The organism is Massilia scottii, assembly GCF_030846495.1.
GTDB lineage: Bacteria > Pseudomonadota > Gammaproteobacteria > Burkholderiales > Burkholderiaceae_D > Telluria_A > Telluria_A violaceinigra.
On record NZ_JAVCWM010000008.1, the window covers coordinates 55,515 to 76,249 of the forward strand.

Here is a 20,735-nt window from a genome sequence, read left to right on the forward strand (position 1 = left end):
ATTTTACTGCGCTTGCCAGCCACCGCCCAATGCCTGAATCAACGAAATCGCGGTGCTCTGGCGGTCGCCCTGCGCCTGCACCAACGCGCGCCGCGCGGACAGCGCACTGGCCTGCGCCTGCACCACGTCGCTGTATCCCACCTGCCCCGCCTTGTAGCGATTGAGCATCTGCGCCTCGACCTGGCCGGCCGACGCCGACGCCTGGCGCCGCAGCACCAGCTGCTGCGCCAGCACGCGCGTGGCGGAGAGCTGGTTTTCCACGTCGCCGAAGGCGTCGAGCACCGTCTGGCGGTAGCGCGCCACCGCCGCCTGCTGCCCGGCCTCGGCGCCCGCGACACTGGCGCGCGTGGCGCCGGCGTTGAACAGGCTTTGCGCAGCGCTCAGGCCGAAGGACCACAGCGCGTTCGAGGCGCTGAACAGGTCCGACACGCGGCTGCCCGCGTTGCCCACGGAGCCGCTCAAGCTGATATTCGGATAATAGGCCGAGCGCGCGATGCCAATCTGCTCATTGGCGGACGCCACGCGCCGCTCGGCGGCGGCGATGTCGGGCCGGCGCTGCAGTAGCGCCGACGGCACGCCAACCGGAATCTCGGGCACGAAGGCCTGCCACGGCGCGCTTGCCAGGGTGAAGTCGGCAGGCGCCTTGCCCAGCAAGATAGCGATGGCGTGCTCGAACTGGGCGCGCTGGCGCGCCAGCGACAAGGCGTCGATCCGGGCGTTGGCCAATTGCGTTTGCGCCTGCAGCACGTCGGATTTGGTGGCAATGCCGGCGTCGAAGCGGTTCTGCGTGATCTGCAGCACCCGCTGGTAGCCTTCGATGGTGCTCGCCAGCAGCGCCGCCTGGGCGTCGGTCTGGCGCACCACAAAATAGTTCGCGGCCAGTTCGCCCTGCGCCGACAGGCGCGCCGAGGCCAGGTCGGCGGCGCTGGCCTGGGCGTTGGCGCTGGCCGCGGTTACGCTGGCGCGCAGGCGGCCCCACAGGTCGGGCTCCCAGCTGGTGCCGATGTTGAGACGGTAATTGTTGTCGGCGCCGGCATTGCGCGTGCCCGAACGCTCCCCGCTGGTACTGAGCGACACACTCGGGAACAGACCCGCGCGCTGCTGCTGCACCAGTGCGCGCGATTGCGCATACGAGGCCACGGCTGCGGCCACGTTCTGGTTCGACACCTCGATTTGTGCCGCCAGTTCGTTCAAGACCGGATCGTTGAAGAGGGTCCACCACGGACCGCGGTCGAGCGCATCGGCCGGCGCGGCGGGCGACCAGCCCTGCGCTTCCTTGAATGCCGCCGGTTCGGAAGTGCTGGGCTTCACGTACGCCGGACCGACGGCGCAGCCGCCAAGCAGGAAGGCGGCCAGCGGTAAAAGACGAAGGAACGGGGTCGCGCGCATAGGAATACTCATTGTGGATTAGGTGAGGCAGTGTTGTCGGCGTGATGACCGAGCTGGCGCTCGGCGGGGCTGCGGCGGCGCAGCTTGTCCATGACGACGTAGACCACGGGCGTGGTGAGCAGGGTCAGGACCTGGCTGGCGATCAGGCCACCGATGATGGCGATGCCGAGCGGGCGGCGCAGCTCCGAACCTTCGCCGAAGCCGATCGCCAGCGGCAAGGCGCCCAGCGCCGCCGCCAGGGTCGTCATCAGGATCGGGCGGAAACGCAGCAGGCACGCTTCGCGCACGGCTTCGAGCGGGGTCAGGCCGCGCGTGCGCTCCGCTTCCAGCGCGAAGTCGATGATCAGGATCGCATTCTTTTTCACGATCCCGATCAGCAAAAACACGCCGATCAGGGCAATGATCGAAAACTCCATCTTGAACAGCAGCAGGGCCAGCACCGCGCCCACGCCGGCCGACGGCAGGGTCGAGAGCACGGTGATCGGGTGCACCAGGCTTTCGTACAAGATGCCGAGCACGATGTAGATGACGACGATGGCCGCCGCGATCAGCATCGGCTGCTCCTTGTTCGATTCGTCGGCCGCGCGCGCGGTGCCCTGGAAGCTGCCGCGTACATTGTTCGGCATGCCGATGTCGGCCTCCGCCTGTCTGACTGCGGCCTGCCCATCGGCCAGGTTGCTGCCCTGCGCCAGGTTGAACGACACGGTCGTCGCCAGTTCGCCATCCTGGTGGTTGACCGAGGTCGGCGTCGAGCTTTCGGCAAAGCTGGCAATGGCCGACAGCGGCACCATGGTGGTGGCGGCGCTGCTCAATGCCTGCCCGCTGGACGGATCGCGCGCGGCAGTGGTGTTGGCCGGCGCGGCCGCGCCACCGGCGCTGGCGGTGCCGCGCGAAGGCACATACACGTCGTTCAGCGCCTCGGGCGACTGCTGGTACTGCTTTGCCACGCCCATGATCACGCTGTACTGATTGAGTTCATCGTAGATGGTCGTCACCTGGCGCTGGCCGAAGGCGTTGTAGAGCGCATTGTCGACGTCGCGCGGGTTGATGCCGAGGCGCGCGGCGCTGTCCTTGTCGATCTGGACGAACATCTCCACCCCGTTTTCGGCCTGGTCGGTATCGACATCGACCAGCGCCGGTTGGCGCTTCATGGCGTCGGCCAGCTTGCCGGCCCACAGTTTGAGGTCGGCGCGGTTGTCGCTCTTTAAGGTGTACTGGTAGGTCGAATTGGACTGGCGCCCGCCCATGCGCAGGTCCTGCACCGGATTGAGGAACATCGACACGCCGGTCACCTTGGCCAGTTGCGGGCGCAGGCGCGCAGTCACGGCCTGGCCGCCATCGCTGCGTTCGGACACCGGTTTCAGGTTGATGAACATGAAACCACCGCCGGCCCGCCCGCCGCCGGTAAAGCCGACCACCGTGGCCACCGCCGGATCGCGCCGGATGATGTCGACCAGTTGCTTCAACTTGGCTTGCATGGCCTGGAACGAAATGCTCTGGTCGGCGCGGATGCCGCCGCTGATCTGCCCCGTGTCCTGCTGCGGAAAGAAGCCTTTCGGCGCGGCGCTGAACAGGTACACGTTCAAGCCGATCACGAACACGAAAATGAGCATCACCAGCGCAATGCTGTCGAGCGCCCAGTCGAGCGAATGCTCATAAGCCTTGTGAACGCGGTCGAAACCCCGCTCGGCCCAGCGCGCAAGCCGGCCTGGCTGGCGCTCATGGCCGGTGGGTTTGAGCAGCCAGGCGCACATCATCGGCGTGGTGGTCAGCGAAATGACCAGCGAAATCATCACCGCCGCCGACAGGGTGACGGCGAATTCGCGGAACAGGCGGCCCACCTGCCCGCCCATGAACAGCAGCGGGATGAACACCGCCACCAGCGACAGGCTGATCGACAGCACTGTAAAACCGACTTCGCGCGCGCCGAGCAGTGCCGCCTGCATGCGGTCCATGCCGTTTTCGATATGGCGGGCGGTATTTTCCAGTACGACGATGGCGTCGTCGACCACGAAACCGGTGGCCACCGTCAGCGCCATCAGCGACAGGTTATTCAGCGAAAAACCCAGCATGTACATCACGCCGAAGGTGCCGAGCAGCGACACCACCGTGGCCACCGCCGGGATGATGGTGGCGCGTACGCTGCGCAAAAACAGGCTGACCACCAGCACCACCAGCAAAATGGAGATCATCAGCGTCAGCTCGATCTCGGCCAGCGAGGAGCGGATCGAGTTGGTGCTGTCGGATGCCACTTCCAGCTTCACATCCTGCGGCAACTGCGCCTGCAGCATGGGCACCAGGGCGCGCACGCCGTCCACCGTTTCGATGACGTTGGCGCCGGGCTGGCGCGTGATCAGCACGATCACGGCCGGCTGGCCGTTGAACAGGCCCAGTGTATTGACGTTTTCGACACCATCGATCACCTGGGCCACGTCATCCAGGCGCACGGCGGCGCCGTTGCGCCAGGCGACCACCAGGCTACGGTAGTCGGCCGCGCTGCGCCCGCCCGTGGCGGTGCTGGCCTGCGAATAGATTTGCAGACGCATGCCGTTGCCTTCGATCGCGCCCTTGGGCCGGTTGGCATTGGTCGACTGGATCGCGGCACGCACGTCTTCGGTGGAGACGCCGTAGCGGTTCAGTGCGTAAGGCAGCAATTCGACGCGCACGGCCGGCAGCGAACCGCCGCCGATTTCCACGTCGCCCACGCCCTGTACCTGCGCCAGCTTTTGCTGCACCAGGTTCGATACCGACTCGAAGATCTGGCCCGGCGACTTGGTTCTGGACGTCAGCGCCAGGATGATGATGGGCGCGTCGGACGGATTGGCCTTGCGGTAGGTCGGGTTGCTCTTCAGCGTGGACGGCAGGTCGGCGCGCGCGGCGCTGATGGCCGCCTGCACTTCGCGCGCGGCCGAATCGATCTTGCGGTTCAAATCGAACTGCAGGCTCACGCGCGTCGATCCGCTGCCGCTCGACGAGGTCATTTCGTTCACGCCGGAGATGACGCCGAGCCGCCGCTCCAGCGGCGTGGCCACGCTGGTCGACATGGTATCCGGGCTGGCACCCGGCAGCGATGCGCTCACCGAGATGGTCGGAAAGTCCACCTGCGGCAGCGGCGAGACCGGCAGCACGAAGAACGCGCCGATGCCGGCCAGCGCGATGCCGAGCGTGAGCAGGACGGTGGCGATCGGACGCCGTACGAAAGGCTCGGACAGGTTCACTTGGCTACCTCGCCGGCAGTCACGGTGTCCTTACGCGACCAGCGCCGCGCCAGGCGGTCGAAGCCGAGGTATATCACTGGCGTTGTAAACAGCGTAAGCATCTGGCTGACGATCAGGCCACCGAAGATGGCCAGGCCCAGCGGGCGGCGCAATTCGGCCCCCTCGCCCCAGCCGAGCATCAGCGGCACCGCCGCGAACAGCGCGGCCAGGGTAGTCATCAGAATCGGGCGGAAGCGCAGCAGCGCGGCCTGCTGGATCGCCTCGCGCGGCGCCATGCCATGTTCGCGTTCGGCTTCGATGGCAAAGTCGATCATCATGATGGCGTTTTTCTTGACGATGCCGATCAGGAGGATGATGCCGATGATGCCGATCACGCCCAGGTCCTGGCCGCTGATCATCAGCGCCAGCAGCGCGCCCACGCCCGCCGACGGCAGGGTGGACAGAATCGTCAGCGGATGCACATAGCTTTCGTACAGCACGCCCAGCACGATGTAGACGCACACCACCGCCGCCAGAATGAGCCACAGCTGGTTCGACAGCGACGCCTGGTAGGCACCGGCCGCACCGAGGAAGGTCATGCTGACCGACGCCGGCAGCTTGATTGCAAGAGCGGCGGCGCGAATCGCCTCCACCGACTGGCCCAGCGAGACGCCCGGCGCGGTATCGAAACCGATGGTGGTGGCCGGGTACTGCGCCACGTGGGTGATTTGCAACGGCGCCGGCTGCTCGGTGATATTTGCCACCGCCGACAGCGGCGTGGTCTTGCCGGAGCCGGTCTTGATCGGTAACTGGCCCAGGGCGGCGATCGACATGTGCGGGTCGCGCTGCGCTTCCAGGATCACGCGGTACTGGTTGGTCTCGGTGAAAATGGTCGAGACGATGCGCTGGCCGTAGGCGCTGTACAGGGCATCGTCGATCGAGGCCGCCGTGACCGAGAGGCGCGAAGCGGTATCGCGGTCGATGCTGACAAAGGCCGAGACGCCCGTGGCGCCGGCGTCGGTCACCACGTTCGTCACCTGCCTGTTCTGCTGCAGATGCCTGACCAGGGCCGCCGCCCACTGGGTGACGGTGGCGCTGTCGGCCCCTTCGAGCGAGACGCGGTACAGCGTCGGCCCGCTTTCGGCGTCGATGGTCAGGTCCTGGGTCGGTTGCAGGTACAGGGTGACGCCGGCCACGTCGGCGACGCGGCGGCGCAGGCGTTCCATGATCTCGGCCTGGCTGGACACCTTGTCGCGTTTCAGGTTGATCAGCATGCGGCCGGTGTGCAGCATGGTGTTGTTGGCCGCGTCGACGCCGACGTTGGAACTGAGCGACTCCACATCGGGATCGGCCAGGATTGCCTTGCCGGCCGCCTGCTGCAGTTCGGCCATGCGGTCGTACGAAATCGACTGGCGCATTTCCACGCGCGCCTGGAGCTGGCCGGTATCCTGGGTCGGGAACAGGCCCTTGGGAATGAGCACATACAGCACGGCCGTGAGCACCAGCGTGGCCAGCGCCACCAGCAGGGTCAGGCCCTGGCGCGCCAGCACCCAGTTCAGCGCGTGGCCGTAGCGTACGATCACGCGGTCGAAAAAAGCCTGGGTGCGTTGCGCCATGCGCCCCGGTTTTTCATCCTCGTGGCTGCGCAGCCAGCGCGCCGACATCATCGGCACCAAGGTCAGCGAGACCACGCCCGAAATAAGGATCGTGATGGCCAGGGTGATGGCGAACTCGCGGAACAGGCGCCCCACCACGTCGCCCATGAACAGCAGCGGAATCAGGACGGCGATCAGCGATACCGTCAGCGAGATGATGGTAAAGCCGATCTGCGCCGCGCCCTTGACGGCGGCCGCCATCGGCGTTTCGCCTTCTTCGATGTAGCGCGCGATGTTTTCGATCATGACGATGGCGTCGTCGACCACGAAGCCGGTGGCGATCGTCAGCGCCATGAGGGACAGGTTATTCAGGCTGTAGCCGAGCAGGTACATGGCGCCGCAGGTGCCGATCAGCGAGATCGGCACCGCCAGGCTGGCAATGACGGTGGCGCGCACGCTGTGCAGGAAGGCGAAGATCACCAGCACCACCAGCGCCACGGCCAGCAGCAGTTCGAATTCGACGTGGGTGACGGAGGCGCGGATACCGGTGGTGCGGTCCGACAGCACGTCGAGCCGCAGCGCGCCGGGCAGGCTGGCCTGCAGCTCGGGCAGGCGCGCCTTGATGGCGTCCACCGTGGCGATGACGTTGGCACCCGGCTGGCGCTGCACGTTGAGGATGATGGCCGGCTTCATGTTGGCCCAAGCGCCCAGCTTGACGTTTTCGGCGCTGTCGACCACCTTGGCCACGTCGGACAGGCGCACCGGAGCGCCGTTGCGGTAGGCGACGATCAGTTTCTCGTAATCGGGCACGGTCAGCAGCTGGTCGTTGGCGTTGATTGCGTAAGAGCGCGTGGGACCGTCGAAGTTCCCCTTGGCGCTGTTGGCGTTGGCGCCCGAGATCGCGCTACGCAGCGTGTCCAGGCCAAGGCCGTAGGTGGCCAGCGCGCCGGTATCGGCCTGGATGCGCACCGCCGGCCGCTGCCCGCCGCTGAGGGTAACCAGGCCCACGCCCGATACCTGGCTGATTTTCAGCGCCAGGCGCGTGTTGACCAGGTTCTGCACTTCCGTCAGCGGCACCGTGTCGGACGTAATGGCCAGCGTGAGCACCGGCGCATCGGCCGGGTTGACCTTGGCGTACACCGGCGGCGCCGGCAGGTCGGCCGGCAGCAGCGAACCGCCGGCGTTAATGGCCGCCTGTACTTCCTGTTCGGCCACGTCGAGCGTTTGCCCCAGGCCAAACTGCAGGGTGACGATGGAGACGCCCGAGGCGCTGGTGGAACTCATGCGCTGCAGGCCGGACATCTGGCCGAAGCGGCGTTCCAGCGGCGCCGTGACGGTACGCGCCATCACTTCGGGACTGGCGCCCGGATACAGCGTCTGCACCTGGATGGTGGGGAAATCGACCTGCGGCAGCGCCGACAGCGGCAGGAACTTGAAGCCGACGAAGCCGGCCAGCACGATCGCCAGCATCAGCAGCGAGGTGGCGACCGGGCGCTGGATAAACGGGGCGGACGGATTCATCGCGCGCCCCTCGTACTGCGCGCAACCATCATCGCGGCGCTCCTTCGCGCTGGCGGCGACGCCCGCCACCGGCGCCGGCAGCCGGCTTGTCGGTCGCCAGGGTCACTTTGGCGCCGTCCTTGAGGCGGTCCGCGCCTTCGGTAATCACCTGCTCGCCGGCTTTCAGGCCTGTTTTCACTTCCACCTTGTCCACCGTGGCCTGGCCGCGCGTCACGGGGCGCACGGCGACCGTGCGTTCGGCCGCATTGAGCACATAGACAAAGTCGCCCGTGCTGCCGTGACGCAGCGCGGTCACCGGCACCACGACGGCATCCTTGATGGTGCGCAGCTCCAGGCGCAGGTTGACGAACTGGCTGGGGAACAGCGCCTGGTCGTCGTTGGCGAAACGCGCCTTGGCGCGCACGGTGCCGGTCTGCACGTCGACCTGGTTGTCGAGGGCCTTGAAATTCCCGCTGGCGAGCGAGGTGGTACGGGTGCGGTCGAACGCGGTGGCGGCCAGGCTGGCGCTGTCGCGGATGCGCGCCTGCAGGTCGGGCACGCGGTCTTGCGGCACCGCGAATTCGACATCGATGGGCGAGAGCTGGGTGATGACGGCAATGCCGTTGGCGTCGCCGCTGCCGACCAGGTTGCCCATGTCGATCACGCGCAGGCCAACCCGGCCCGTGATCGGCGCCTTGACCTGGGTATGGCCCAGGTTCAGGCGCGCCACGCCTTCGGCCGCGCGGTCGGTCATGGCGGTGCCTTGCAGCTGCTTGACCAGCGCGGCCTGGGTGTCGACTTCCTGGCGCGCGATGGAGTCCTGCGTGAGCAGGGTGCGGTAGCGCTCCAGCGTGACCTTGGCGCTATCGAGCTGCGCTTCGTTGCGCTGGCGCGTGCCGGACGCCTGCATCAGCGCCATCTCGAACGGGCGCGGATCGATCGTGGCCATCACCTGCCCCGCCTTGACCAGCTGTCCTTCGCTGAAGTGGATCTTTTGCAGGATGCCCGATACCTGCGGGCGCACCGTGGCCGTGGCGGCCGCCGTGACCGTGCCGAGAGCGTCGAGGATGACCGGGATGTCGGTGCGTTCAGCCGTGGCCACGCCGACCGTGGTGGCCATGCCGCCGCCGCGTCCACCACGGCCACCGCCACCACCACTGCCCGGGCCGGAAGCCGCGCCCGGCGCGCCGCCAGGGCCGCTGGCCGGGCTCTGGTGGGTCAGGTACCAGGCGAGTCCGCCCAGTCCGGCCATGGCGAGTACGGCAATCACGCTACCGATAAGCTTGGCACGGCGGCTGCGCCGTGGCTGGGAGGGTGATGGATTCATGCTTTTCCTTGTCTTGATTGCAACAACTATTGAAGGAACTCTAGCACGGACAAGGGTGTCGACATGTTTCGGCCGGGGCATGGTCAAGCCCCAAAGCAGGCCGATTCATGGGCTGTCATGACAAGCGCATGCCGCCGCCACGCTTCAGGCGCTGGCGGGGCATGCATTGTCATAGGGGGAATGGGTGATACGGGCGAGTTTGTAACAAACTACATGGCGTTACAAACTCGCTACAAATCGATGGCGTGGCGCACGGATGGGCATGGACTGCCCATCCGTGTACAACAAGGCGTCAGGGCGCCGTGCACATGCAGTGGGTGACCGCCGTGAATGGCTTGCGGTCCTTGGCCAGGTCGGCCAGCCAGCCCAGTTCCTTGCTCACTTCGGCCACGGCGCTCGACGGCACGCCGGTCGGCATCAGGCCCAGTTTGACCTCGATGTTGACCGCGTGCGCGGCGCTCACGCCGAACATGGTCGTGAGCACGCGCTCGAATGCCGACACCTCGCGCTCGACGTAGGCCACACGGTAGCCGTCGGCCAGCTTGGCGCGTTTGGCGGCCGACTTGAGCGCATCGGTGTAGCTGCCGATGGTGTCGACCAGGCCGCGTTCCTTGGCCTGCACGCCGGTCCACACGCGGCCCTGCCCCACTTCGTCGATCTTCGGCTGGGTGGTCTTGCGCGCCGCGGCGGCCTTGGTGGTGAAGTCGCTGTAAATATGGTTGATGCTGCTCTGGATCAGCTGGGCGAAGCGCGGGTCGAGCGGACGCATTGGATTGTAGGCGTCGGCCAGCCAGGTGGTGGTCACGCCGGCGGTGTGGATGCCCAGTTTCTCGACCACTTTTTCGGCCGTCGGCAGGATCGCGAACACGCCGATCGAACCGGTGATGGTGGCGCGGTCGGCGAACACTTCGTCGGACGCCATCGAAATCCAGTAGCCGCCGGACGCCGCCACGCTGCCCATCGACACCACCACCGGCTTGCCGGCGGCGCGCGTCAGTTCCAGCTCGCGCCGGATCAGTTCCGAACCGAAGGCGCTGCCGCCGGGCGAATCGACGCGCAGCACGACGGCCTTGATCTGCTTGTCCTCGCGCGCCTTGCGGATCAGGTTCGCGGTGGACAGGCCACCGATCGAGCCCGCGGGGGCATTGCCGTCGCTGATTTCGCCGGAGGCCACGATCACGCCAACGGCGTCGCCCATCAGGTCCGGAGTCAGGCGCATCAGGTACTCGCCGAAGCCGACCTGGCGAAAGCTCGTGCCTTCATCATCCTTGGCGCCGCGCGTGATCATCATGGCGCGCACCTCGTCGCGCGTTTTCAGGCCGTCCACCAGTTTGCTGGCCAGGGCCAGCTTGCCGGTGTCGCCGGCGGCTTGTTCCATCTCGGCGGGCATGGTCTCGATGCGCTGGGCGATCCAGCCGGCCGGCAGCTTGCGGTTTTTCTCGACGTCGGTGGTGTAGCCGCTCCACAGCGCTTTAAAGAGGAAGGCGTCCGCTTCGGCCGCTTCCGGCGAGGGGCCATTGCCGATGTACGGTTCGGCGAAGCTCTTGTAGGTACCGACTTTCATCAGGTTGACCGTCACGCCGACCTTGTCGAGCGCATCGCGGTAGTAGTTGCGGTAACGGCCGAAGCCTTCGATCATGACCGCGCCCATCGGATGCATATAGACCTGGGTGGCGTGGGAGGCGAGCAGGTACTGGCGCTGGTCGAACGAGCTGCCCCAGGCGATGACGGGCTTGCCGGACGCCTTGACGCGGTCGATGGCCAGGCCGACTTCATTGAGCATGGCAAGTCCGGCGCCATCCATCTCGTCGAGCAGCAGCAGCACGCTGCTGATCTGCGGGTCCTTGGCGGCGCGATCGAGCACGGTGAGCACGTCGCGCAGCTGCACCGACCTGCGTACTTCGCCGGCGCCGGCGTTGGCCATGAGCGCCTCGCGCACGTTGCCGCTGTGCTGCTCGACCAGGCTGCCCTTAATTTCGAGCACGAGCGCGGTCTTGGTCGCCATCGGCTTGACGCCGCCGCCGCTGAAAATGGCGATCAGCAGGAAGATGACAATGGCGAGGAACAGCACGTTGAGCACGCCCCGGCGCGTGCTGTCGACCGCTCTCCAGAACACGCCGAAACCCCGGCGAAGGGAAGACAAGGGTTTGAATGACATCGGTACTCCGGCAGAAAATGTGAGGTTGGTAAAGGCTAAACGTCTACTGTAAGCGAAATCGCCGGGTCCCGTCCGAAATGCGGGGCGCGCCCGGGGCTGGAAATCGCCCACAAGCCGGCAAACACCAATATGCCATTAATCATGAGCAACTCAAGCCCGAGGCGATAACTTCCCAACAGCAATGTTTGATTATATTCAAGGAAAGCGCAGATCACGGGGCCGCCGACGGCCACCAGCGGCACCCAGCGGTCCGCGAGCATGCGCCGGGTCAGGATGCCGAAGGCGAACAGGCCAAGCAGCGGGCCGTAAGTATAGCTGGCCACTTTCAGGATCACGCCGATCATGCTGGGACTGTCGACCCATTTGAAGGCCATCACCAGCACCAGGAACAGCAGCGCAAAGCCAAGGTGCACGCGCTGGCGCCAGCGCACCTTGTCCTGCTCCGTCAGGTCCTGGCGGCGCGTGAGGCCAAGCAGGTCGATGCAGACCGTGGAGGTTAGCGCGGTGATGGCGCCATCGGCGCTGGGGAACAGGGCCGAGATCAGCGCGATCAAAAAGATGATCTGCAGCGTCGCCGGCAGGTGGCCCATGACGATGGCGGGGAACAGCTTGTCGCCGCTGGCAGTCGCCCCCACCACCGGCGCGTACAGGTACAGCAGGCCGCCCAGGAACATGAACAGCGATAGCACCACGAACAGGATCACGGTGAGGCTGAGCAGGTTTTTCTGGGAGTCGGCCAGGGTTTTGACGGAGATCGTCTTTTGCATCATCTCCTGGTCCATGCCGGTCATGGCGAGGACGATGAAGATGCCGGCCACGATCTGCTTGAGGTAGAAATTGGGACTGTCGAAGGACGTGGTAAACACGCGCGCCAGGCCGCGCTCCTGCATCCGGGCCAGGCTCTGGCCGACCGACAGGTCCATCTGGAACAGCAGGATGGCGATGCAGGCGAGCAGCCCGAATAGCATGCAGCTCGTTTGCAGGGTATCGGTCCAGACGATGGTCTTGACGCCGCCCTGGTAGGTGTACATCAGGATCATGGCCAGGATGACCAGGGTGGTGAGCCAGAACGGCACGCCCAGGCTGTCGAGGATGATGGCTTGCAAAATATTCACGACCAGGTACAGGCGCGCGGTGGCGCCCAGCAGGCGCGAGATGATGAAAAAGGAAGCGCCGCTCTGGTAGGCGCGCCGGCCCAGGCGCTGGTTCAGGTAGTCGTAGATCGAGGTCAGTTTCAGGCGGTAGTACAGCGGCAGCAGGATGTACGCGACCGCGATGTAGCCGATCACGTAGCCGATCAGGATCTGCATGTAGCCGAAGCCGTCGCGCCCCACCGCTCCCGGCACGCTGATGAAGGTCACGCCGGACAGGGTGGTGCCCACCATGCCGAAGGCGACCAGCTTCCAGTTGCTGCTTTTATTACCGATGTAGAAGCTGTCGTTGGTCGCGTTGCGCGAGGTGGCCCAGGCGACGCCGAGCAGCAGGGCGAAGTAGGCGATGAGGATGCAAAGAAGTAAAGCCGGGGACATGGACGTGCCTTGGATGATAGAACCGGCAGCAATATACACCGGGCCGGGCCGGGGCATCGGACGAGGGAGCTTTCGGGGATGGCCTCAACGGCGCGAAATCAGCTCGACGATGTTGGCCCTCACCCGGCCGCCATCGACCAGCAGTTCGGCCGCGGTGACGGGCAGGCTGAAACGGCGCGGGCCGGCGCTGCCGGGGTTCAGGTACAGCAGCGGGCCGCGCTGCTCGGCCAGCGGCCGGTGCGAGTGGCCGCTCACCACCACGCTGACATCATCGGGCAGCGCGGCCGCATCCAGATCGGCGATGTCGTGCAGCGCGTACAGGCGCACCCCGCCCACGGTCAACAGGGCGCTGTGCGGCACGGCGGCGGCCCACTCGCCCTTGTCGTTATTGCCGCGCACGACCGTCAGGGGCGCGATCGCGGCAAGATCGGCCAGGATGGCGGCGTTGCCGATGTCGCCGCCATGCACGATGTAGTCGCTACCGGCGAGAAAGGCCATGGCCTCGGGGCGCAGCAAGCCGTGGGTGTCGGAAATGACGCCGATGCGCAGCAATCAGGTCTCCTTGCCTGCGACGCGCCGGAACGGGCCGATGCAGGCATCGAGGGACTCGGCGGCGCACATTACGAACAAGGTGCCGGACGGATGGAAGCGAATGAAATTGATCCCCGTGGCGCCGGTTTTCATGACCTTGCCCGAGCAATCGGGCTTGCCGTTGACTTTGACGTTCTTGTCGACCAGCTTGTAGAAGCCGGCGGCGCTCGGCTTGGCGGGAATCTCGAATTTGCTTTCGGAGACCTCGGCGGCGCTGATCACGAGCGTGGTGCCGTCGCCGCGGAAGCGGTAGGTTTCGGAGCAGCCGCCGCCGGGCAGCTTGAGCGTCCAGATGCCGAGAATGGGATGGCTGGCCGCCAGCGGGGCGCCGTGGGCGACGGGCGCGAGCACGGCCAGTGACAGCGCAAGGGCGGTGAGCATACGCATGGCGGGCTTCCTTTCGGGCGATCATGGCGACAGCTTGAAGTTTGCACCATTTTGCGATTGCGTGCAGGGGCGGCATATGTGTGCGCGGCACCTGGAAAGCGGCCATGCATGCGGCATATCGGAATCGTCACGGGAACAGCGATGCTGGTGGACGGTGGATTGGCGATGCAATCGCCCGTCGGTAAGCGCGGGAGCGTGGCGCCCCCGCGGTGAGGCTTCTTACTTGCTTTTCGCCGGCGCCTTCGGCTTGGCCGGACGGCGGCTGCGCGGGATCGCCTTGCGCACTGGCTTGGCAGCGGCTTCGTCGTCTGCCGGCAGCTCAAGCGCCGCCGGTTCCGGTTCCGGAGTCGGCTCCGGTACAACGTCGGCTTGCGGCGCCACGTCGGCCTGCTTGGCCGCCTTTTTCGCCGCGGGCTTACGCGCAGGGCGACGTTTTTCCTGCGCTGGCGGCACCGGAGTCACTTCCGCTTCGGCCGGCTGCTCCGTGTCCTCGACCTGCGGGACCGGGTCGTACCATGCCGGAGCGGTGGCAACCGGCTCCTCGGCTTGCGCCACGCTGGCCTCGGCCACCGGCTCGTTGCGGTTGCGTCCTCCGCGGCCACGACGGCGCGACGACTCCGGAACCACCGGCGCGGCATCGGCCGTTTCCGGCTGCGGGTCGTACCAGGCCGGCACGCTCGCTACCGGCTCTGCGTCCAGCGCGTCGACTGCGTCCTCCGCCTCCACCACCTCCGGCGCGGCCGCTTCGACCGTGTCGTTGCGGTTGCGTCCACCGCGACCGCGGCCGCGGCGCGGCGATTCCGGCTTGGCCGCCGCTTCTTCCGCTACCTCGGCGTCCACTGGCGCGTCCTGCACGGCTGGCGCTTGCAGCTCCACCGCGAGCGCATGGTTGTTGTTGGCGGCATTGCTGCTGCGGTAAACGTAGGCGCCGGATTTTTCGTCACGGCCGAATTCGAGCATGCCGCGGTTCTGCGCTTCTTCCAGCAGGTTGCCGAAGGTGCGAAAGCCATAGTAGGTTTCGTTGAAATCGGGACGGCGGCGCTTGAGCGTGTCTTTCAGCAGCGACGCCCAGATCTTGCCGCTGTCGCCGCGCTCGGACACCAGCGCATCGAACATTTCGACCACCAGGTCGATCGCCTGCGCCTTGCGCGCTTCGAGTTCTTCCTTGCGGCGGTTGCCTTCGTCGGGCGAGCGCTTCGGCTGCGGCTGCACCTTGCGCTCGTCGCGCTTGGCGGCCGCGCGCTTTACTTCGCGCACCAGGTCGTCGTAGAAAATGAATTCGTCGCAGTTCGCCACCAGCAGGTCCGAGGTGGACTGCTTCACGCCCACGCCGATCACCTGCTTGGCGTTCTCGCGCAGCTTGGACACGAGCGGCGAAAAATCGGAGTCGCCGCTGATGATCACGAAAGTGTTGACGTGCGATTTGGTGTAGCACAGGTCGAGCGCATCGACCACCAGGCGGATGTCGGCCGAGTTCTTGCCGGACTGGCGCACGTGGGGAATCTCGATCAGCTCGAAGTTCGCTTCATGCATGGTGGCCTTGAAGCCCTTGTAGCGCTCCCAGTCGCAGTACGCTTTCTTGACCACGATGCTGCCCTTGAGCAGAAGCCGTTCGAGGACCGGCTTGATATCGAATTTTTCGTAGTTCGCGTCGCGCACGCCAAGTGCGACGTTCTCGAAGTCGCAAAACACCGCCATGCTGATATTGTCTGAGGATGAAGCCATATGATCTGTTCTCTAATAATGGTTTTGCCAAGCTGATCTTAGATTATACGCAACAACCCGATATGGGCAATTACTGCCAGTTTTCGGGTGTGGCGCGGGCGGTGTAACCGGAGACAAAACGCGTGGCCGCGCCCGTGGCCGGGTCGTACACATGGCGCTCCACGCGGCCGATGTCCGCGCCATACACGTGGATACTGACCGAGACGGCACCTGGGCAGGCATTAGAGACGCGGTGTATGTCGCCCACGCGCGGCGACACGATGTCGATGGCGCCCGCCGGCAGGTGGTGCGCGCCAAGCGCCTGGAGCGGGCCGCCTCCGGCTGGAGGGGCGAATTCCTCGCACTGTTCGGCGCCGCGCAGCACGCCGACCATGCCCCAGACGGTGTGGTCGTGCACCGGCGTGGCCTGGCCCGGCCCCCACACAAAACTCACCACCGAGAAGCGTTCGAGCGGGTCGCAATGGAGCAGGAATTGCTGATAGCGGTCGGGGTGAGGCTGGGCGAAGGCCGCGGGCAGCCAGTCATCAATCCCGACCAGACCGGCGAGGAGCGCCCTGCCCTGCTCCAGCATCAGCACTTCATCCTGCGCCGCCGCATCGGCAAGGCTGGTAAAAGCGCGCACGAAGTCGCGCAGGCGGGCGGGGTTGGTCATCGCTTCAGCTCCATGGTGCTCCTTCGCGCAGGGCGGGTGCAGCGAATATAACATTGTCCCCGCGCTTGACGCGCCTGGCCTCCACTGTCACACTTCCCACTTCAATTCACTTCCACAGGAGACTACACCATGCATACGAATGATATTGCCCTCCTGTCGGCTGCCTGATCCCGCCACAACCCGCCTTACTGCTGTTCTTCTGGACTGAGCATCGTGTGTTGATGCGCGCCTGATCGCGCGCCGACCTCCGTTTTCCTTTGCCTGCGTGCTATTGCGCGCGGCTTGTGCCCGCGCGCGTCGCGGGCTTGACGAATCCGGGAACACATTCTCACCATGATCCACATCGATTTTGAATCACTGCGCACTATCGGACTGACGCAATCGGTCGCCAGCCAACTCGCCACCATCAACGATCCATCCGAGGGCACGCGCCTGGCGCGCGTCACCGAAATCCACCGCGACTGGGCCGTCATCCACGACGGCGTCGCCGAATCGGGCGCGCGCTCGCTCAATAAACTGATCCAGTCGCTGCACGCGAACGACGCTGCCCTCGCGGTAGGCGACTGGGTACTGGTTGAAACCCACGCCCACGACGAGCAGTGGCTGTCCGAACGGCTGCCTCCGGTGACCCACCTCGCGCGCCGCACCAGCGAGGGGCGCCGCCAGTCACTGGCCAGCAACGTCGACACCGCGCTCCTGGTCATGGGCCTGGACCACGACTTCAACCTGCGCCGGCTAGAACGCTACCTGGCGCTGGCCGAATCGTCCGGCGTCGAACCGGTGGTGGTGCTGACCAAGGCCGATATCGGCCTTGACGTCGAGGAGCGCATGCGCCAGCTCACGGAGCGCCTGCCGCGCCGGGTGCAGGCGTTTGCGCTCAACGCCCTGGGCGACGAACCGGCGCGCGTGCTCGCACCCTGGCTGGCGCCGGGGCAGACGCTGATCCTGCTCGGCACATCGGGCGCGGGCAAGTCGACCCTGACCAATGCGCTGTCGGCCAGCAGCCAGGAGACCGGCGGGGTGCGGCGCGGCGACAACCGCGGGCGCCACACGACCACCGCGCGTTCGCTGCACCAGTGCCCGAGCGGCGCCTGCATCATCGACACCCCCGGCCTGCGCTCGTGGCAGCCGGACGCCGACGAAGCAGCGCTGGCGGCCAGCTTCGACGACATTGGCGAGCTGGCGCGCCATTGCCAGTTCCGCGATTGCGCGCATGAAGAGGAACCCGGCTGCGCGGTGCGCGGCGCGGTCGATCCGGACCGTTTGCTGAACTACCGCAAGCTGCTGCGCGACGCCCGGCGCAGCCAGCAAACGCCGCTCGATCGCATCGCCGCCCGCAACAAGTGGAAGGTGATCATCAAGGCGCACAACACCAAGGAACGGCAGCGTTAAGGCGCCTGCGGGCCGACCCGCTGCTCGACTTTGGCGCGCTCGATGAAACGGGTGACGTCTTCGTCGAGCAGCAGGCCCTCGTCGCGCAGGGCCCGGGCGGCGAGCGCCACCGCCTTGGCGTATTCCAGCCGCGTCGGGTAGCGCTGCGAGAGCGCGCGGCGCGGATCGCCCGCGCGCGGCAGCGCCGCGAACGGCACCGACAAGCCATTCAGGCCGCACAACTGGCCTTCCGCAAAGCCGCCGCGGCGCAGGTTCCAGCCGGCGTAGGTGGCCAGCGGCACCTCGACATCGGGCAGGCGGATGCCTGCGATATCGTGGCCGTCGACGTCGGCCATCGGCACCAGCACCTGATAGCGTTTGTCGGCCGCCGGCTTGGGCGGCAGGCTGGCGTAACCGACCACCGTCAACTCATTCAAGCCTTCCGGATAAGTCACCCCTAACGCGCGCAGGTCCGGAAAACCGACCGCGTCGCGCTGCGGCGGCACCAGCATGGCGTTGCCGATCCGTGGAAAGCGGCTGGCCGGAGGCTCCCTGCCGCTGCGCGCCCACGCCACCAGACGATCGAGCAGCACGCGCACGGCAGGTCCCTGCTGCGCCGTATTATTCGTCCACTTGCAGATGCCGACCGTCGCCCGGCTCGCGGTCATGTGCTGGGTCGACGCCATGAGGTAGGCGCGCACGCCGGCCGGCAGGGCGATATCCTTGCCGGCGCCGTCGGTCACCACCAGCGAGGCGCGGCCCTGCCAGAATTCGGTGCTGCTGTCGACGTGCATCAGCTTGGGGCAGCTGTCGTTCGCCTGGCAGCGCGCGAAAATGCCGTCGGTGGCGCCGCTGACCGGGTCGGTGGTGACGGCATAGCTGAACGGGAACTGGTCGCCGTAGGTCCAGTGGTTCAGGTGCTGGGTGGAGTAGCGTTCCGGCCGGCCGAAGCGGCGGTTGACGAAGCTCTTGCGGCTGCCGGCGAGGAGCGGCATGGCGCCGTCGAATACCCTGCCGCCGCGTGGATCGGCATTGAAACCCTGCCAGATCAGGTCACGCAAGAAGCGTCCCGGCTGCGACACGCCCAGCGCCAGCGTGACGTCCGGTTTGATGTCGGCCAGGGGATTGGGCTGGCCGGCGCCATCGGCGAGGCCGGATTTGAGGTGGCTGGTGACGTCGCGCAGCGCCGCCATGCCCAGGCCCATGACCACCGGGTCAACCGCCTCGTACTGGAACTGGTAGACCGCGCCGGCGTCGAAGCCGCGCGGGCGGGTGATCTCGATCCGCGTGGGACTGGTGTAGCTCCAGGCGCTGGCCGGCAGGATGAGCGGCGCCGCGGTGGCGTGGGCGCGCACGCTCAGCACCGCCCCCGCCTGGCCGGTCGACGCCGCCCGATACGCCAGGTCGATGGCGCCGGTGGGTTTGATGTCGTCGAAGACCTTCTCTTCGACGCTCTGGCCGGTGATCGGCTGGCCGTCCGCGCGCGCCGTGGGAAAGGCGGTGCCGGCCGATTCGCCGTTGGCCGACAGGCCGATATCGCCCTGCCAGCCGATCCACGCCAGCGTATGCCCGCGCCGCATCAGGAAGCCGTTGCCGGCGTCGCCTGCTCCGGCCTCGTTGACCATCTGGAGCGCCAGCTTGCCGCCGCGGTTGGGGATATCGAGCAGGAGCACGCGCGAGGCCCTGGATGCATCGCGCGGTCGCATCACGATCACGTCGGTGCGGTACCTGACCCAGCCGCCGGCGCTGGGCGCCTTGTCGAGGTCCACGATGGCGCGGTTGGCAGGATGATGCGGGTCGATGCGCATATGCGCGATGGCGACGATCTTCTCGTAGGCGCCAGCGTCGTCGAAGACCTTGCCGTCGAAGGCGGGGCCGCGGCTGACGATCTCCAGGCGCTCGACCTGCGCGGCCGGCGAGCCGGTGCCGCCGGGCGCGGCGCAGGAGGCCAGCATGGTGAGCGCGAGAAGGCAGGACAAACGGCGCAGGCAGGTCAATTTCGGCTCCTTGTGAGAGCGAGACGATAGCATGACAGGCCGTGTCAGGCAAAGACCACCGAGCGGTGTGCCGCCGCGCCGGCGGTCACGCCATCGGCGGCGGCCCAGGTGGCGTTGTGCGGCATGCGCGCCACGTCGCCGGCGGCGAACACGCTGGGCACGGTGGTTTCCTGGAACTCGTTGGTGCGCACGTAGAGACCGAGCGGGCCTTCGTCGAAGGCGCATCCGAGCTGCTGCGCGAGCGGACTTGTGGACACCTGCGTGGCCAGGAACGCGGCATCGGCCGGCACCAGCGTGCCATCGGCAAGGGCGATGCCGTCCAGCGCGGGCGCCACGCCACCGAGCGACACCACCGGACTATGTTCGATCCGAATGCCGCGCGCGCTCAGGATCCGCTCCTGCTCCGGGTCGAGCGCGATGCCGTTGGCGCAGTAGGTGACGAACGGCGACCACTCGGCAATCAGCTGCGCCATGTGGGCCGACATCGGCATCATGCCGATCACCGCGAGCTGCCGGCCCAGGAATTCGTAGCCGTGGCAGTAAGGGCAGTGCAGGATCGATGTGCCCCAGCGCTCGCGCACGCCGGGAATCGCCGGGAACTGGTCGACCACGCCGGTCGCCAGGATCAGGCGCTTGCCGCGGATGCGCTCACCGCCGGCCAGGACGATTTCGAAGCCGCCGTCGACCCGGGCCGCGCTGTCGACCGTGGCATCGATGACGCTGGCGCTTGGGTAGGCCAGGAGCTGGCGGCGGGCGTCGTCCATGATGGCGCGCGGGGCGCGTCCGTCGTGGCCGACGAAGCCGTGGGCGGCGGCGGCGAATCGGTTGCGCGGCTGGCCGGCGTCGATCACGCGTACCGGGCGGTTGGCACGCGCCAGTTGAATGGCCGCGGCCATGCCGGCGAAGCTGCCGCCGACGACGATAAAGTCGGTGTCCATAGGGGTATCCATCGTGCGCCTTTCGGGTTGGTTGGCGGCCCGGCCAGCTTGCCGAGCCTTAACGTAACAATGATAGTTACGTTAACTGGCGCTGTCAAGCCGAAGGCAGTCGCGAACGCGGGACCGGCCGGAAGACGTGGTTTTTGCTAAAGTAGCGGGATCATGAAACCTGAACACCTCCAGCTGCTGCTGACCCGCGAGATGCCTTACGGTAAATACAAAGGCCGCGTCATCGCCGACCTGCCCGGCCACTATCTTGGCTGGTTCGCGCGCGAAGGTTTTCCGCGCGGCGAGATCGGCGAGCTGCTCGCGCTGATGTACGAACTCGATCACAACGACCTGCGCAGCCTGCTCGACCCCTTGCGCGCTCGCCGCTGAC

Annotated in this window: 14 protein-coding genes; 2 read left to right on the plus strand and 12 right to left on the minus strand. The window is 66.6% G+C overall.

The window, feature by feature from the left end; all coding sequences use genetic code 11:
• Positions 1 to 3: 3 nt before the first annotated feature.
• From RBA41_RS13005 to RBA41_RS13050, 10 genes are all read right to left on the minus strand, one after another.
• Positions 4 to 1,389: an efflux transporter outer membrane subunit gene (locus tag RBA41_RS13005; RefSeq protein ID WP_306624351.1), complete on the minus strand. Its 1,386-nt coding sequence runs from the start codon at positions 1,387 to 1,389 to the stop codon at positions 4 to 6.
• 8 nt (positions 1,390 to 1,397) lie between these two features.
• Positions 1,398 to 4,607 carry an efflux RND transporter permease subunit gene (locus tag RBA41_RS13010; protein ID WP_306624353.1) on the minus strand — a complete coding sequence of 1,070 codons (3,210 nt, stop codon included), beginning with the start codon at positions 4,605 to 4,607 and terminating at the stop codon, positions 1,398 to 1,400.
• On the minus strand, positions 4,604 to 7,702 hold the full coding sequence (locus RBA41_RS13015; RefSeq protein ID WP_306624354.1) for an efflux RND transporter permease subunit: 3,099 nt from the start codon (positions 7,700 to 7,702) through the stop codon (positions 4,604 to 4,606). Before RBA41_RS13015 ends, RBA41_RS13010 begins: the two co-directional genes overlap by 4 nt.
• Before the next feature lie 28 nt (positions 7,703 to 7,730).
• A complete protein-coding gene (locus tag RBA41_RS13020) occupies positions 7,731 to 9,008 on the minus strand; it encodes an efflux RND transporter periplasmic adaptor subunit (RefSeq protein ID WP_306624355.1) in 1,278 nt (425 codons plus the stop codon).
• Positions 9,009 to 9,300: 292 nt separating this feature from the next.
• Positions 9,301 to 11,166, minus strand: coding sequence for a signal peptide peptidase SppA (gene sppA, locus RBA41_RS13025; RefSeq protein WP_306624356.1), 1,866 nt, complete (start codon positions 11,164 to 11,166; stop codon positions 9,301 to 9,303).
• A gap of 35 nt (positions 11,167 to 11,201) precedes the next feature.
• The gene (locus RBA41_RS13030; RefSeq protein WP_306624357.1) at positions 11,202 to 12,695 is read right to left on the minus strand and encodes a sodium:solute symporter; all 1,494 of its coding nucleotides are present in this window, start codon (positions 12,693 to 12,695) and stop codon (positions 11,202 to 11,204) included.
• Between the two features lie 84 nt (positions 12,696 to 12,779).
• Positions 12,780 to 13,247, minus strand: coding sequence for a metallophosphoesterase family protein (locus RBA41_RS13035; protein ID WP_306624358.1), 468 nt, complete (start codon positions 13,245 to 13,247; stop codon positions 12,780 to 12,782).
• Positions 13,248 to 13,673, minus strand: a complete 426-nt coding sequence (locus RBA41_RS13040; RefSeq protein WP_306624359.1) for a hypothetical protein — start codon at positions 13,671 to 13,673, stop codon at positions 13,248 to 13,250.
• Positions 13,674 to 13,892: 219 nt separating this feature from the next.
• Complete coding sequence (locus RBA41_RS13045; protein ID WP_306624361.1) at positions 13,893 to 15,398, minus strand: NYN domain-containing protein; 1,506 nt, start codon at positions 15,396 to 15,398, stop codon at positions 13,893 to 13,895.
• Positions 15,399 to 15,468: 70 nt separating this feature from the next.
• Complete coding sequence (locus RBA41_RS13050; protein ID WP_306624363.1) at positions 15,469 to 16,050, minus strand: cysteine dioxygenase family protein; 582 nt, start codon at positions 16,048 to 16,050, stop codon at positions 15,469 to 15,471.
• A gap of 333 nt (positions 16,051 to 16,383) precedes the next feature.
• Here RBA41_RS13050 and rsgA point away from each other — a divergent pair, with 333 nt between their 5' ends.
• Entirely contained in the window at positions 16,384 to 17,442 is a 1,059-nt protein-coding gene (gene rsgA, locus RBA41_RS13055) for a ribosome small subunit-dependent GTPase A (protein ID WP_306624365.1), read from the plus strand.
• On the opposite strand, the gene RBA41_RS13060 is transcribed toward rsgA, so the two are convergent.
• Together RBA41_RS13060 and RBA41_RS13065 are read right to left on the minus strand one after the other, a co-directional pair.
• Positions 17,439 to 19,418: an alpha/beta hydrolase domain-containing protein gene (locus tag RBA41_RS13060; protein WP_306624367.1), complete on the minus strand. Its 1,980-nt coding sequence runs from the start codon at positions 19,416 to 19,418 to the stop codon at positions 17,439 to 17,441. The two genes, rsgA and RBA41_RS13060, sit on opposite strands and share 4 nt — an antisense overlap.
• A gap of 44 nt (positions 19,419 to 19,462) precedes the next feature.
• The gene (locus RBA41_RS13065) at positions 19,463 to 20,356 is read right to left on the minus strand and encodes an NAD(P)/FAD-dependent oxidoreductase (RefSeq protein ID WP_306624369.1); all 894 of its coding nucleotides are present in this window, start codon (positions 20,354 to 20,356) and stop codon (positions 19,463 to 19,465) included.
• Positions 20,357 to 20,518: 162 nt separating this feature from the next.
• Between RBA41_RS13065 and RBA41_RS13070 the strand changes: the two genes are divergently transcribed.
• On the plus strand, positions 20,519 to 20,734 hold the full coding sequence (locus RBA41_RS13070; protein ID WP_289311720.1) for a DUF3820 family protein: 216 nt from the start codon (positions 20,519 to 20,521) through the stop codon (positions 20,732 to 20,734).
• Position 20,735 lies beyond the last annotated feature (1 nt).

Excerpts from the sequence above, each read along its gene's own strand:
- RBA41_RS13005 (WP_306624351.1), bottom strand. The coding sequence starts at position 1,389 with ATGCGCGCGACCCCGTTCCTTCGTCTTTTACCGCTGGCCGCCTTCCTG.
- RBA41_RS13015 (WP_306624354.1), bottom strand. The coding sequence starts at position 7,702 with ATGAATCCGTCCGCCCCGTTTATCCAGCGCCCGGTCGCCACCTCGCTG.
- RBA41_RS13020 (WP_306624355.1), bottom strand. The coding sequence starts at position 9,008 with ATGAATCCATCACCCTCCCAGCCACGGCGCAGCCGCCGTGCCAAGCTT.
- sppA (WP_306624356.1), bottom strand. The coding sequence starts at position 11,166 with ATGTCATTCAAACCCTTGTCTTCCCTTCGCCGGGGTTTCGGCGTGTTC.
- RBA41_RS13030 (WP_306624357.1), bottom strand. The coding sequence starts at position 12,695 with ATGTCCCCGGCTTTACTTCTTTGCATCCTCATCGCCTACTTCGCCCTG.
- RBA41_RS13040 (WP_306624359.1), bottom strand. The coding sequence starts at position 13,673 with ATGCGTATGCTCACCGCCCTTGCGCTGTCACTGGCCGTGCTCGCGCCC.
- RBA41_RS13045 (WP_306624361.1), bottom strand. The coding sequence starts at position 15,398 with ATGGCTTCATCCTCAGACAATATCAGCATGGCGGTGTTTTGCGACTTC.
- RBA41_RS13050 (WP_306624363.1), bottom strand. The coding sequence starts at position 16,050 with ATGACCAACCCCGCCCGCCTGCGCGACTTCGTGCGCGCTTTTACCAGC.
- rsgA (WP_306624365.1), top strand. The coding sequence starts at position 16,384 with ATGATCCACATCGATTTTGAATCACTGCGCACTATCGGACTGACGCAA.
- RBA41_RS13065 (WP_306624369.1), bottom strand. The coding sequence starts at position 20,356 with ATGGACACCGACTTTATCGTCGTCGGCGGCAGCTTCGCCGGCATGGCC.
- RBA41_RS13070 (WP_289311720.1), top strand. The coding sequence starts at position 20,519 with ATGAAACCTGAACACCTCCAGCTGCTGCTGACCCGCGAGATGCCTTAC.